Origin of the sequence: Niveispirillum sp. (assembly GCF_052437035.1) — a bacterium.
Lineage (GTDB): Bacteria > Pseudomonadota > Alphaproteobacteria > Azospirillales > Azospirillaceae > Niveispirillum.
Genome location: NZ_JBQVOH010000002.1, coordinates 372,086 through 385,232, shown reverse-complemented (window position 1 = coordinate 385,232; position 13,147 = coordinate 372,086). Strand labels below are relative to the sequence as shown.

General features: G+C 64.6%; 12 protein-coding genes and 1 tRNA gene. 3 read left to right on the top strand and 10 right to left on the bottom strand.

What is annotated here, in order from left to right; translation table 11 throughout:
* Positions 1–60: 60 nt before the first annotated feature.
* From ACT6Q8_RS06870 to ACT6Q8_RS06830, 9 genes are all read right to left on the bottom strand, one after another.
* Positions 61–483, bottom strand: coding sequence for a hypothetical protein (locus ACT6Q8_RS06870; protein WP_156344405.1), 423 nt, complete (start codon positions 481–483; stop codon positions 61–63).
* Positions 484–636: 153 nt separating this feature from the next.
* A complete protein-coding gene (locus tag ACT6Q8_RS06865; RefSeq protein ID WP_156344406.1) occupies positions 637–864 on the bottom strand; it encodes a hypothetical protein in 228 nt (75 codons plus the stop codon).
* Between the two features lie 150 nt (positions 865–1,014).
* Positions 1,015–1,090, bottom strand: a tRNA-Glu gene (locus ACT6Q8_RS06860).
* Between the two features lie 95 nt (positions 1,091–1,185).
* On the bottom strand, positions 1,186–2,712 hold the full coding sequence (locus tag ACT6Q8_RS06855) for a hypothetical protein (protein ID WP_444734598.1): 1,527 nt from the start codon (positions 2,710–2,712) through the stop codon (positions 1,186–1,188).
* A 175-nt stretch (positions 2,713–2,887) separates the two neighbouring features.
* Positions 2,888–4,687 carry a single-stranded-DNA-specific exonuclease RecJ gene (gene recJ, locus ACT6Q8_RS06850; RefSeq protein WP_444734597.1) on the bottom strand — a complete coding sequence of 600 codons (1,800 nt, stop codon included), beginning with the start codon at positions 4,685–4,687 and terminating at the stop codon, positions 2,888–2,890.
* A gap of 184 nt (positions 4,688–4,871) precedes the next feature.
* A complete protein-coding gene (gene glpX, locus ACT6Q8_RS06845; protein WP_444734635.1) occupies positions 4,872–5,846 on the bottom strand; it encodes a class II fructose-bisphosphatase in 975 nt (324 codons plus the stop codon).
* A gap of 106 nt (positions 5,847–5,952) precedes the next feature.
* Complete coding sequence (locus ACT6Q8_RS06840) at positions 5,953–7,251, bottom strand: homoserine dehydrogenase (protein WP_444734596.1); 1,299 nt, start codon at positions 7,249–7,251, stop codon at positions 5,953–5,955.
* A 12-nt stretch (positions 7,252–7,263) separates the two neighbouring features.
* A complete protein-coding gene (locus tag ACT6Q8_RS06835) occupies positions 7,264–8,493 on the bottom strand; it encodes an LL-diaminopimelate aminotransferase (protein WP_444734595.1) in 1,230 nt (409 codons plus the stop codon).
* 298 nt (positions 8,494–8,791) lie between these two features.
* Positions 8,792–9,241: a hypothetical protein gene (locus ACT6Q8_RS06830; RefSeq protein ID WP_054166127.1), complete on the bottom strand. Its 450-nt coding sequence runs from the start codon at positions 9,239–9,241 to the stop codon at positions 8,792–8,794.
* Between the two features lie 169 nt (positions 9,242–9,410).
* Here ACT6Q8_RS06830 and ACT6Q8_RS06825 point away from each other — a divergent pair, with 169 nt between their 5' ends.
* Positions 9,411–11,213: a PHA/PHB synthase family protein gene (locus ACT6Q8_RS06825; RefSeq protein WP_444734594.1), complete on the top strand. Its 1,803-nt coding sequence runs from the start codon at positions 9,411–9,413 to the stop codon at positions 11,211–11,213.
* Between the two features lie 7 nt (positions 11,214–11,220).
* Here the strand turns inward: ACT6Q8_RS06825 and ACT6Q8_RS06820 are convergent, their stop codons facing one another.
* Positions 11,221–12,198 (bottom strand): esterase-like activity of phytase family protein, encoded by a 978-nt coding sequence (locus tag ACT6Q8_RS06820; protein ID WP_444734593.1) that lies wholly within the window; start codon positions 12,196–12,198, stop codon positions 11,221–11,223.
* A gap of 147 nt (positions 12,199–12,345) precedes the next feature.
* Between ACT6Q8_RS06820 and ACT6Q8_RS06815 the strand changes: the two genes are divergently transcribed.
* Both ACT6Q8_RS06815 and ACT6Q8_RS06810 read left to right on the top strand, forming a co-directional pair.
* Complete coding sequence (locus tag ACT6Q8_RS06815) at positions 12,346–12,642, top strand: hypothetical protein (RefSeq protein WP_054166130.1); 297 nt, start codon at positions 12,346–12,348, stop codon at positions 12,640–12,642.
* A gap of 14 nt (positions 12,643–12,656) precedes the next feature.
* Positions 12,657–12,968 carry a hypothetical protein gene (locus ACT6Q8_RS06810; RefSeq protein WP_054166131.1) on the top strand — a complete coding sequence of 104 codons (312 nt, stop codon included), beginning with the start codon at positions 12,657–12,659 and terminating at the stop codon, positions 12,966–12,968.
* Positions 12,969–13,147 lie beyond the last annotated feature (179 nt).

The window sequence follows — 13,147 nt, the reverse complement described above, 5'->3', positions numbered from 1 at the left end:
CCATCTGACAACGCAGAACAGGCACCGGCGGCGAAAAGCGCGCAGGTGCGGCGGGGCGTGTCAGATGGTAAGCGGTGGGCGCGGATCGGGCGGCGTGGTCAGGCTTGCCGGATCAATGGCACGGCCCGGCAGAAGCAGACCCGCCGGCACCGGCAGCGTCAGTGCCGTGGCCACCGGCAAACCGGTCCCGACATGGGCAGCACAACTGGCCGCACAGCCGCAGGCGCAGGCATCCTTGCAGCAATCATCCGCCATCCCCTGCCCATGCTTGTGCGCATGGTCATGGGTGGTGGCGGCGGCCTTCTGCACGCCCTGCTGTTCGTGGCAATCGGTCTGCGCCGCCGTCTGTACAGACGCCGATACCGGCTGGTGGGCGTCGTGATTCTCATGCGCCGATGCCGTCGCAAAGCCGAACAGGGCCAGGACCAGTGCCACAGCACCCGCCTTCAGTAACCCTGTCCAGAATGATGCGATACGGCGCATGGCCCTGCCTTTGGAAGCAACCATCCGAAGATGGTACCAGGCGGCGGCATGCGCAAGGCCAATCAGCGGCCTATAACAGCGTTTCATGCCGCCATGAAAAAAGGGCGGGACCGCCGTCTGGCAGTGCCCGCCCTTTTTCTGGGTTGCTGTTGTTCAGCCCCGGTCGCGATCCCGTTCGCGGCGCGGCGGCTTGGCGGCACCCTCGGCGATTTCGGCCTTCAAGGCGCGGATACGCTCCGCCATCGTTTCTTTCAGGCCCGGCGTCGGCTTCGGACCGAGCGCGGCATAGGCCGCTTCCAGCTGCAACAGGGCCCGGCGCTTTTCGTCATCGTTGCGCTTCAGGGGCCGGTTGTCGCTGCGCTGTCCTTCCAAAGAACGCATGATCAATCCCTTGTTGAAAAAGCTAATGCTGGTTTGGCAACGAAAAAGCCCCGGCCTTTCGGCGCGGGGCTTTTTCCGTATCCGCCAAATGGTGCTCAAGTCATCCATCCGGCACCGCCACCGGAAACCAAGAACTCGTGTCTTGGAAGGTGGCGTCCCCAACGGGATTCGAACCCGTGTTACCAACGTGAAAGGCTGGTGTCCTAGGCCTCTAGACGATGGGGACGTCGTCGGTGGGCGGTTAATTAGCCGGACCCGCCGGGCTGTTCAAGCACTTTTTTTCACTTTCTTGCATAACGCCCATGCCCGACCCAACTTCGATCAATTCTTATAACGATCGAGGGTCCGTTCGACACGATATTCCAGGTCGCGGATAATGTTGAACGAGGGCAGGCCCTTGAGCACCTTCTGCACACCGCGCAGATGGGCCAGCGCCACCATGTGCTTGGGCCGGGCGCGCAGATATTCGACGCGGAAATTGATCCCGATCTCCAGCCGCTGCTCCAGATCGGCCTCCTTGGACCGCATCAGCCGGTCCTGGCCTTCCTGTTCCATCAGCTTCTTGACCGCCGTGAACAGGACGGTGGCGGCCTGGGCGATGCCCACCTCCTCCTCCGTCGGGATATGGGCCATGTCGGGCTCCAGCCGGACCTCCACGCCCTTCTTTTCTTGCAGCGGCTTCACGGGCAGGACCACGGCGCAATCCTGGATGGCGGCGGCCAGGAACGTGTCCACGGCCTGCATCACCCGGCCCCGCGCCTCGGTCAGCAGCTTCTGCCATTCCGGATTCGGCTCCACCTGAACCTCTTCCGCCAGCCCCTTGATCATCATTTGCGCATCCGACACCAGCCGCGCGCAGGTCAAAAGCCAGACGCGCCGCGCCATCACCGGCCCCGCCGATGATTTGCCGATCTCCGACAATGTCCGCGTCAGGTCGGAGAATAGGCGGGCGGGGATCAGGCGGGCCGGATGGTTGCCCGACACATGGCTCAGATCCTGCGACAGCATGCGGACCAGGCGCAGCGCCTGGAACGGCTGCATCAGCAGGGTCATCAGCCCGAAGAAGAAATATTCAACCAGATCGGCACCCCGATCATGGATGTTCATATAGGCGGTGCGCGCCGCCACCACCGACGCGGGCGTGAAATCGGCGATGCGACCCGCCCCTTCCACCCCGGCCATGCGGCGCACGCGTTCCAGCGCGGGGGTCAGCTGGCTGTGCAGGCCCAGCAGCACCCCGATCTCCCGCATATCCTCCAACGCGCGGTCACCGCCCAGCATGGAGGACAGCTCCCCCCGCCGCCCATAGGATTTCTGCGCCTCGGCCAGCAGGGCGTTCGTCGCGTCGGCCGCCGCAATCACGCCCCGGTCGGCAATGGCCGGCAGGTCGGACCAGCGTTGTTCGCGCACGGCCTTGCCATACTCCCCCTCCAGCGCGGCCAGCGCCGCGCGGTGTGGCGATGCCAGCAGCACCCGCCACCAGGGGTTCAGCACCTGCCGGGCCAGCGCACCCTTGCGCTTTTCCTCATGCAGGTCGCCGTCATAAAGGAAAATCTCCAGCGCCATGCAGATGGAACGCTGGAACGTCGGGACACGGGCCGGGCGCAGGTTGCGCAGGCGCGGACGCAGCGTCTCCAGGATCTGTTCATCGGTGGGGTCGCGGCGTTCGGCGGCACGGGCCAGTTCCACCGCGCGGGCCACGCGCAGCAGCGAATTCTCATCCAGCTGTTCGAAATGGGCCTGAAGCTTCGACACGGCGGAAGTAGGTTCAGGCGGCGCGACCGCCGTTTCCTTCATCTTGCCCGCTTCCGGCCTTTCGACCGGCGCACCCGCCGCGCGTACATTCATGACACCGATCGCCCCGCACAAAACCAACGCGACCGCCCTGCCCCGGCAGTGATGATGCAAGCGGCAACTGGGCGATGGGTGACTATATGCTATGCGGGGATAGCTGTCTTTAACGATTTGGCAATAATTTATTAAAGACCCGTGGCGAATGAATGAATAGTCGCTCAGGTTTCCTTTAGCCGGCGTTGCCGGAAACCGCCGCGTCATCAATCAATAACTGTACGCCATCATTACCGTTCCAGCGGTCGGGCCGCAAAGTCCCGGCCAGATGCATGGGCCGCCCACCGCTTTGCAGCAAGGCGGGGCCCAGGTCGCTGTCCATGGCGCGGAAGGCGATTGATTTCAAACGGCTGCCATCATTGCCCGTCAGGATGCAGCGCACATGCTTGCCCTCCCCGCCCACGACATCGGCCTTGACGATGCGGGCATCGGTGACGGCGAAGCGCGGTTCGGAATTGCCGGTGCCATAAGGGGCCAGCCGTTCCAGATGCCGCATCAGATCAGTATTGGCCCCGCGCACCGACAGGGCACCATCCAGCGATAAGGACGGCACCAGCGGCCCCATATCCTCCAGCTGTCTGGCAATCCGCTCCCGCAGGAAGGCGCGCAGATCGTCGATCTTCTCTCGCTCAACGGTAAAGCCCGCCGCCATGGCATGGCCGCCACCAGCCACCAGCAGCCCCGCCTGGCGCGCGGCAATGATGGCCGACCCCAGATCGACACCGCGCACCGACCGGCCCGACGCCTTGCCCAGGGTACCATCCAGCGCCACCACACAGGCCGGGCGATTGAACCGGTCCTTCAGGCGCGAGGCGACGATGCCGATGACGCCGGGATGCCACCCCTCCCCCACGGCCAGCACCAGTTCGGGACTGTCATCCACGCTGGTTTCCATCATGGCCATGGCATCTTCCAGCACCGAAGCCTCAATGGCGCGACGCTCGGCATTAAACGCGTGCAGTTCCTTGGCCAAATCGGCAGCCTCTGAAGGCGACTCCGTGGCCAGCAACCGCGTGCCCAGATCGGCCCGCCCCACGCGCCCGCCGGCATTCACGCGTGGCCCGATAATGTATCCGGCGTGATAGGCGTCCATGGCCTCGTTTACGCCCGCCACATCGGCCAGGGCCGAAATGCCGATATTGGCGCGCTTGCCCATGACGCGCAGGCCCTGCGCCACGAAGGCCCGGTTCAGCCCGATCAGCGGCACCACGTCACAGACGGTGCCCAACGCCACGATATCCAGCCAGGACATCAGGTCGGGTTCCGCCCTGCCATTGCTGTAAAAACCAGAACCGCGCAGCAGCCGGTTGACCGCCACAATCAGCAGGAAGGTGACGCCGACCGCGGCCAGCGTCGATAGCGGCCCGCCCGCCGGTTCATCCATGCGGTTAGGGTTGACCACCGCCGTCACCTCGGGCAGGCGCGGTTCGGCCTTGTGATGGTCCACCACCACCACCTCCAGCCCCGCCGCCACCGCCCCATGCAACGGATCGAAACTGGTCACCCCGCAATCGACGGTGACGACCAGATCGATGCCTTCTTCCTTCAGCCGCAGCAGGGCCGGCAGGTTCGGGCCATACCCTTCCTCGATCCGGTCGGGGATATAGACGCGCAAGGTGCGGCCCACGGCCCGGAAGAACCGGTTCAGCAGGGCCGTGGAGGTGGCACCATCCACGTCGTAATCACCAAAGACCGCCACCTTCTCCCCGTCGCGGATGGCGCGGGCCACGCGGTCGGCGGCCTTGTCCATGTCGCGCAGCACCGACGGGTCGGGCATGAAGGCGCGCAAGGTGGGCGACAGGAACCGCTCCACCTCCTCCACCGCCACCCCACGCCCGGCCAGCAGCCGCCCCACCAGCTCCGGCAACCCGTGCGCCTGCGCCAGCGTCAGGGCCAGCCGGTCGTCACTGTTGCGGGCCTTCCAGCGGCGGCCGGTCAGGGAGCTTTCAACGCCAAGTAAGGCGGGGATGGTCATGGGGGTACCCGTCGGGTGATGAGCGTGAAACGATCCCTCACCCTCCCACGCCTTCGCAGGCGCGGACCCCCTCCCTCTCCCGCAAGCGGTAGAGGGGCGAAATCTAACTTGCGCCCCTCGCCCACGGCAGTGGGAGAGGGTGGGGCCCACCGGCGTCAGCCGGTGGGAGGGTGAGGGAAATCCCTTACCGCTTCGCTTCCGGGATCATGCTGGTCTTGGTGCGCAGATTGTGGTGCGCCTCGACATAGCGAACCGTGCCCGACTTGGACCGCATCACCACGGAATGGGTGATGGCCCCGCCGGGGAAGCGGCGAACGCCATCCAGCATGGGGCCGGTGGTCACGCCGGTGGCGCAGAACATCACGTCACCCTTGGCCAGATCGTACAGGCTGTACTTCTTGTCCAGATCGGTGACGCCCCAGCGCTTGGCGCGCTCCCGCTCGGCATCGTTGCGGAAAATGAGGCGGCCCTGGAACTGCCCGCCGATGCAGCGCAGTGCGGCAGCGGCCAGCACACCTTCGGGCGCACCGCCGGAACCCATATACAGGTCGATACCGGCATTGGGCTGGGCGGTCGCGATCACGCCCGACACGTCACCATCGCCGATCAGCATGATGCGGGCACCGGCCTCACGCACGCGGGCGATCAGTTCGGCATGGCGCGGACGGTCCAGAATACAGACCACCAGTTCCGACACGTCCGCACCCTTGGCCAGCGCCAGGTTGCGCAGGTTGGTCTCGACCTTCTCATCCAGATCGACCACGCCGCCCGGCAGGCCACCGCCCACCGCGATCTTTTCCATGTACACGTCGGGCGCGTTCAGGAAGCCGCCGGCCTCTGCCATGGCGATAACGGCCAGGGCGTTGGGGCCGCCCTTGGCGCAGATGGTGGTGCCTTCCAGCGGGTCCAACGCGATGTCGATCTTGGGACCGTTGCCGGTGCCAACCTTCTCCCCGATATACAGCATCGGGGCTTCGTCGCGCTCGCCCTCACCGATCACGACGGTACCGTCGATGGACAGGCTGTTCAGGGCCTTGCGCATGGCGTCCACGGCGGCCTGATCGGCGGCCTTCTCGTCGCCACGGCCCATCAGCAGCGAGGCGGACAGGGCCGCCGCCTCGGTGACGCGGACCACTTCCAGCGCCAGATTGCGATCCATCACCAGGGAGAAATCGCCCTTCGGATTGCTCTTCTCACTCATTATCGTTCCCCTATGGCTGAGATCGGCGTCTTGTCGGTTGCGCCGTTCCTGGGTTGAGTGTGTATCAGAAATCCTCGATGCGGATCATGCGCGGCGGTTCCAGAACACTGTCCAACGACGCGATGGTGGCGAGCGCCTGCTGCATGGCGGCCTCGTCCGTGTCGTGGGTGGTCCAGACCACGGGCACCGCCTCACCGGGTGCCCGACCGCGCTGCAGGAACGCCTCCATGGAGACATTCTGGTCGCGCAGCGTGGCCGCGATCTCGGCGATCACACCGGGACGGTCAACCACCATCAGGCGGACATAGTAGCGGCCACGGCGGCGGCTCAGCGGGGCGGCCTTGGCAGGCTCCAGTGCTGCTGCCGGCACGCCGAAGGTCGGCGTGGAACGGCCACGGGCGATATCCACCAGATCGGCGACAACGGCGGATGCCGTCGGGCCGGCACCGGCACCGCGCCCCACCAGCACCACCTTGTCCACGAAATCGCCATCGGCGACGACGGCGTTGAACACGCCATCGGTGGCACCGCAGGGGCTGGTGATCGGCACCATACAGGGATGGACCCGCTGCTCGATCCCATCCTCCGTCCGCCGCGCAATGCCCAGCAGACGGATACGGTAGCCCAATTCCTGAGCATAATTGATGTCGAGTGCGGAGACGTGGCGGATGCCCTCGATATGCACCGACTTGAAATCGACATGCGCGCCAAAGGCGACCGCGGTCAGGACCGCCAGCTTGTGCGCGGCATCCACGCCATCCACGTCAAAGGACGGGTCCGCCTCGGCATAGCCCAGGCGCTGGGCATCGGCCAGAACATCGGCGAAATCGCGGCCCGTGGTCCGCATCTCGGTCAGGATGTAATTGCAGGTGCCGTTCAGAATGCCGTGAACTTCACGGATATTGTTGGCAGCCAGACCTTCGCGCAGTCCCTTGATGGCGGGGATGCCGCCTGCCACTGCTGCCTCGAACGCCAGGGTCAGGCCGGCGGCCTCGGCCTTTTGGGCCAAGGCCGCGCCATGATGGGCCAGCAGCGCCTTGTTGGCCGTCACCACATGCTTGCCGGCGGCCAATGCCGCCTCAACCGCCTGTTTGGCGATGCCGTCCGACCCGCCGATCAGTTCGACGAACACATCGACATCGGGATCAACGGCCAGATCGGCGGCATTCTCATACCAGCGGACATTGGACAGATCGACGCCACGGTCGCGGCTGCGGTCACGGGCGGAAACGGCCACCACCTGAATGGCGCGGCCCGTCCGCCGGGACAGCAGTTCGGCATTGGCCGATACCAGCTTCAGAACCCCGCCGCCGACCGTACCAAGGCCGGCGACGCCGATGCGCAACGGTTTACCATCAACCATCAGAATTGATCCTCACTCGACAGCGGCGGGTTCGGACGTGATGGGCGCGTTGATCTTGCGCGCCTTGTCCAGGAACAGCTTGATATTGTTGGTGGCCTGACGGATGCGCTGGGTGTTTTCCACCAGCCCGAACCGCACATGCGTGTCACCATACTCGCCAAACCCGATGCCGGGGCTGACGGCGACCTTGGCCTCCTGCATCAGGACCTTGGCGAATTCCAGGCTGCTCAGATGCCGGAAAGGCTCCGGGATTTCGGCCCAGACGAACATGGACGCGTTGGGCGACGGCACCATCCAGCCGGCCTGATGCAGGCCCTTGATCAGCACGTCACGGCGCTGCTTGTACATCTCGCGGATTTCGAGCACGCAATCCTGCGGCCCGTTCAGGGCGGCGGTGGCCGCCACCTGGATGGGCGTGAAGGCGCCGTAATCCACATAGGATTTGAACTTGGCCAGCGCGCCCACCAGCTTCTTCGACCCGACACCGAAACCGACACGCCAGCCCGGCATGTTGTAGGTCTTGGACAGGCTGTTGAATTCAACGGTGATGTCGCGCGCTTCCGGGATCTGCAACACCGACGGCGGCGGATTGCCGTCGAAATAGATCTCGGCATAGGCGATGTCGGACAGGATATAGATGCCGTGCTTCAGGCACAGATCGACAATCGGACGATAGAAGTCCAGCGTCACCGTCTGCCCCGTCGGGTTGGCGGGGAAGCTGACGATCAGGGCCGTGGGCTTGGGCACCGAATGCTTGATGGCGCGTTCCAGGGCCGGCACGAAATCATCCAGGCCGTTATTCACCGGAATGTGGCGCAGGGCGGCCCCGGCCAGCATGAAGCCGAACGGATGGATCGGGTAGGACGGATTCGGCACCAGGATCACGTCGCCGGGGCTGGTGATCGCCTGCGCCAGATTGGCCAGGCCTTCCTTGGAACCGATGGTGACGATGGCTTCGGTTTCCGGGTCGATATCGACATCGAAGCGGCGCTTGTAATAGGCGCTGATCGCCTTGCGCAGGCCGGGAATGCCGCGGCTCTGGCTATAGCGGTGGGTCTTGGGGTTCTGGACCGCCTCGATCATCTTCGCCACGATATGCGGCGGGGTCGGCTGGTCCGGGTTGCCCATGCCGAGATCGATGATGTCCTCCGCGGCGGCCCTAGCTCGCGCCTTCATCGCATTCACTTCAGCGAAGACATAGGGCGGAAGCCGCTTGATGCGGTGGAATTCAGTGTCGCTCATGGACCTGGGCACCGGGTTGAAAATGAAAGGGGCGAAATATGTAGCGCACCGCAACAGCCCCCCGCGACATGATTTTGCGCGGGATGCGCGCCAATCTGCCATGAGCGGGCGGGATGGCGGGGGACAAACTGCTTATGTTGCGCCCTCACCCTCCCAAGCCCTGGCGGGCTTGGGCCCCTCCCTCTCCCCCCTTCGTGGGCGAGGGTATAAAAATTCCGCCCCTCGCCCGCTTGCGGGAGAGGGAGGGGCCCGAACGCGTCAGCGTTTGGGAGGGTGAGGGAACAACATCCCCAAACCCTCACCCGTCCTCCGGCACCCTCGGCAACGCCTGCGGCACCGGCGGTGGTGCGTCGGGCACATCGGGCACATCCTCCGGCCGGCCACGCGGATCGGTGGAGCGGGCGCGCAGCGCGTCGCCCGCCGCCTCTCCCTCGGCCCGGTCGGCCTGCAACCGGTCGATCAGTGCCTGGCGTTCGATGGGGTTGGAAAACTCCTCCGGGCGGGCTGGGACGGAACCCAGATTGGCCCGGCCCTTGATCGACGGGTCGGCGCGGCGGATGGGCCGGGCGCCCGTCAGGGCCTTCACGGGGTCGGCATCGGTGATTTCCGACGGTTTCGCGGGCGCCGGTCCATCATCGAACACGATGTCGGGCACGGGCACCTGGGCGCAGGCCGACAGGCCCAGCATGGCGGCAATGGCGGCCAGGCGAAGATGTCGGAGCGATACGTATGCAGCGGTGAAAATCATGAAGGGATCGTGTATGAAAAAAAGCGGGACGGCAACCCGCCCGCCATACCGCCATCGGACAGGCTGGCATGCGGGACCGATCCTGGACAAAGCCGACGGCCCCATACCGGGGTGATGCAGAATCGGCGCTGTCCCCGCACCTGGGAAACGTGACGTCAAGGAAGTCAGCATGGCCGAGCCGCAAAGCCCCGAGATCAAAATCCCCGATCCGGTTGAAATGTCGCGCAACATGGCGCGCATCGCCGAACAGAGCCAGCGGCTGGTGTCGGATTTCCTGCAACGGCAGAATGGCGGCGGTGACGCGTCTGCGTCCCAGGGCATGATGCATATCGGTGCTGCCTTCATGGAGATGACGGCCCGCCTGATGGCCGATCCGGCCAAGCTGATGCAGGCGCAGATGTCGCTGTGGCAGGACTATATGTCCCTGTGGCAGCGCACAACCCAGCGCCTGCTGGGCCAGGAAGCCGCCCCCGTGGTGGCGCCGGCCAAGGAGGATAAGCGCTTCAAGGACAGCGCCTGGGATGAAAACGCCCTGTTTGACTATATCAAGCAGTCCTACCTGCTGACGGCACGCTGGCTGCAATCCACCGTGCATGAGGTGGAGGGGATGGACGACAAAACGGCCAAGAAGGTGGACTTCTATACCCGTCAGTTCGTGGACGCCATGGCGCCCAGCAATTTCGTCCTGACCAACCCGGAGGTTCTGCGCGCCACCATCGAATCCGGCGGCGAGAATCTGGTGAAGGGCCTGGAAAACCTGCTGGGCGATCTGGAGCGCGGCAAGGGCCAGCTCGCCATCTCCATGACCGACTATAAGAAGTTCGAGGTGGGCAAGAACATTGCCGCCACGCCCGGTCAGGTCGTCTATCAGAACGAACTGATGCAGTTGATCCAGTACAACCCGACCACGGAGCAGCAGCATAAGCGCCCGCTGCTGATCGTGCCGCCCTGGATCAACAAATTCTATATCCTGGACCTTCGCCCCGCCAATTCGCTGGTGAAATGGCTGTGCGATCAGGGGCATACGGTGTTCATCGTCTCCTGGGTCAACCCGGATGAACATCTGGCGACCAAGACCTGGGAAGATTACATGACCGCCGGCCCGCTCGCCGCCATCGACGCCATCGAACAGGCGACGGGGGAGCGGGAGATCAACATGGTCGGCTACTGCATCGGCGGTACGCTGACGGCCTCAACGCTGGCCTATATGGCGGAAAAGGGCGATGACCGGGTCAAGAGCGTGCTCTATCTCGTCACCCTGACCGACTTCACCGAACCGGGCGAACTGTCCGTCTTCATTGATGAGGAGCAGCTGGCAGCCCTGGAAGAGAAGATGAACAGCCAGGGCTACCTGAACGGGCAGTCCATGGCCACCACCTTCAACATGTTGCGCGCCAACGACCTGATCTGGTCATTCGTGGTGAATAACTACTTGCTGGGCAAGGACCCGTTCCCGTTCGACCTGCTCTACTGGAACTCCGACGCCACCCGCATGCCCGCCGCCATGCACAGCTTCTATCTGCGCAACATGTATCAGCGTAACCTGCTGGTGAAGCCCTGCGCCTTGTCGCTGAAAGGTGTCCAGATCGATCTGGGCAAGATCAAGACCCCGACCTTCATGCTGTCCACACGCGAGGATCACATCACGCCCTGGAAGTCGACCTATGCCGCCACACAGCTTTATGGCGGCCCGGTGAAGTTCGTGCTGGCCGCATCCGGCCATATTGCCGGCGTGGTCAACCCGCCGGCGGCGAACAAGTACAGCCACTTCCTGAACACCAAGCTGCCCAAGGACCCCGAACAATGGCTGGCCGGCGCCAAACAGGTGGAGGGAAGCTGGTGGCCCGAATATGCCAAGTGGGTGCAGAAATATGCCGGCCCCAAGGTCCCCGCACGGCAACCCGGCGATGGCAAGCTGACGCCGATCGAACCGGCCCCCGGTTCCTATGTGAAGGTGCGGGTGGTGGAGTGATCCACCATCATGGCCGCCACTCAAACATGGTCAGCAGCGTGCGCTGAATGATCGGTTTGAAGTTGTTGTCGGACACCAAATAGACCGCGACCCCGCCGCCGGGCAGGGGTCGCGTGTCGATCCCCTCGTAATTCTCCGTCGCCATGGGTGGCTGCAACCGGGCGATCTCCCGCCCCTGCACCACCGCACCGGTCTTCACGGCCCTGGCATCAACCCGTACGATGCGGCTGCCCCAGCCGCCCATCAGCCCGACACGGCGTTCCAGCACCAGGATACCACCATCGGGCAGGCGTGCGGCGTCCACCGGCAGGAAGGGCGGCATTCCCTGATAGGTGAATTCACCCCACGCCCCCGGCCCGCCGATCCAGGCCCGGTGCCGCCCCTGCCCGTCCCCATCCTCGGCAATGGCCAGCAGGCGTCCGTCGGGCAGCGACAGCAGCGTTTCGATCCCCGCATTGAACGGCAGTGCCGCAAACCCATCCGGCACCGGCAGCTCCACCGTCGCCGACCCGGCCAATGCCGGCGGATAGCGCAGGATGGAATGCCGCCGTTCCATCGACACGGCCCAACCATCGCCCGGCCAATCCCCGATCAGGGCCAGACCCTCTGTATCGTTGAAGAAACCCGGCAGCGCCTGCCCGTCGGTCCCTAGCAGCGGATCGATGCTGTAACTCCCTGCTGCGACCAACTCCCCCGCCGAACCATAGGCTAACCGCCCCGCGATGCGCCGGCCACGGTCGCTGATCGCCACGAACTGCGACCCGTCCGGGCTGACGCGCAGGGAGGACAGGCCACCGAAATCTGGATTCGCATCACGCAGATGCAGGGTCCCGCGCCAGACCAGCTCCCCCGCCCGCACCGGTGCCGCCGTTTCCTCCAGCAAAACCACCGGCGTGCTGGGCGGCCCATCCTGACCGATGGCACAGCCGGCCAGCGTCAGCGCCAGGAACAGCGCGGCGGGCAGACGCAGAAGGGGACGCGGCATTCAACTACTCCGTTCAGGGGAAGCGGGGGCAACGGGCTTATCTCCATCGGATGGGGGTATGCCATCCCCCCTTCCTATCGCGGATGCGAAACGTTTATCTTGGTTCCTGCCATGGCAACAGTATGACAATCACAGGCGGTTGGCGCGATGAGTGACAGTGAATTGACCCTGCAACCCGATCCCGCCGCTGAAACCAGCCGCCTGGACCGGATAGAGGCCCGACTGGCCGCACTGGAAGACCGGATCGCCGGGGCCGGTGCAGCCCTGCCGCCGCCGCGTGATGCCGACCCGGCCCCCGCCGCCGCCAGTACGGCCCCCGCCGCGCCCCCGCCCGGCACCCCGGCCTTCCTGGAGCCGCTGGCTGAATTCGTGCGCAACAACCCCGTGCTGTCGCTGATCGGCGCCATCGTCGTGCTTGTCGTGCTGTCCCACCTGTTCGGCTGAAAGGGGCTGACGACATGAGCAGCTATAGCTTTGAAACCACGATGAAGTTCAAGAATCGTGGCGACATGGAAAAGGCCGAGGACTGGATCAACGCCAACATCAAGGGCCTCTGGGCCCTGGAATTCCTGGGCATGCAGGAAGAAATGAGCGTGGATACCGGCCTGCGCAGCAATGTGCTGAAGGTCCTGTTCAAGTTCGGCCGCAAGGAGGACTTTGAACGGTTCCGCAACGAATATGTGCTGGGTAAACCCTCCAGCGCGCCCAACAAGCAGGCGGGTAAGGCACCGGAAAAGCCCAAGGGCTTCTTCGCGCGGCTGTTTAGCTGATCCTCATATCGTCATCCCGGCGAAAGCCGGGAACCAGGGGCCAAGCGCCCGACCTATCGGCGGCGTCTGTTAACTCAGTATCGAACCCTGGTCCTGTGGCCCTGGGTCCCGGCTTTCGCCGGGATGACGAAAATTGCTACTTGAATAGTCACCAGAAAAACAACGGTCGGGCGTCCCCC

Bases quoted from the DNA above. Each gene is read 5' to 3' on its own strand.
- ACT6Q8_RS06855 (WP_444734598.1), bottom strand. From the start codon at position 2,712: ATGAATGTACGCGCGGCGGGTGCGCCGGTCGAAAGGCCGGAAGCGGGC.
- ACT6Q8_RS06840 (WP_444734596.1), bottom strand. From the start codon at position 7,251: ATGGTTGATGGTAAACCGTTGCGCATCGGCGTCGCCGGCCTTGGTACG.
- ACT6Q8_RS06825 (WP_444734594.1), top strand. From the start codon at position 9,411: ATGGCCGAGCCGCAAAGCCCCGAGATCAAAATCCCCGATCCGGTTGAA.
- recJ (WP_444734597.1), bottom strand. From the start codon at position 4,687: ATGACCATCCCCGCCTTACTTGGCGTTGAAAGCTCCCTGACCGGCCGC.
- glpX (WP_444734635.1), bottom strand. From the start codon at position 5,846: ATGGATCGCAATCTGGCGCTGGAAGTGGTCCGCGTCACCGAGGCGGCG.
- ACT6Q8_RS06870 (WP_156344405.1), bottom strand. From the start codon at position 483: ATGCGCCGTATCGCATCATTCTGGACAGGGTTACTGAAGGCGGGTGCT.
- ACT6Q8_RS06810 (WP_054166131.1), top strand. From the start codon at position 12,657: ATGAGCAGCTATAGCTTTGAAACCACGATGAAGTTCAAGAATCGTGGC.
- ACT6Q8_RS06865 (WP_156344406.1), bottom strand. From the start codon at position 864: ATGCGTTCTTTGGAAGGACAGCGCAGCGACAACCGGCCCCTGAAGCGC.
- ACT6Q8_RS06835 (WP_444734595.1), bottom strand. From the start codon at position 8,493: ATGAGCGACACTGAATTCCACCGCATCAAGCGGCTTCCGCCCTATGTC.
- ACT6Q8_RS06830 (WP_054166127.1), bottom strand. From the start codon at position 9,241: ATGATTTTCACCGCTGCATACGTATCGCTCCGACATCTTCGCCTGGCC.
- ACT6Q8_RS06815 (WP_054166130.1), top strand. From the start codon at position 12,346: ATGAGTGACAGTGAATTGACCCTGCAACCCGATCCCGCCGCTGAAACC.
- ACT6Q8_RS06820 (WP_444734593.1), bottom strand. From the start codon at position 12,198: ATGCCGCGTCCCCTTCTGCGTCTGCCCGCCGCGCTGTTCCTGGCGCTG.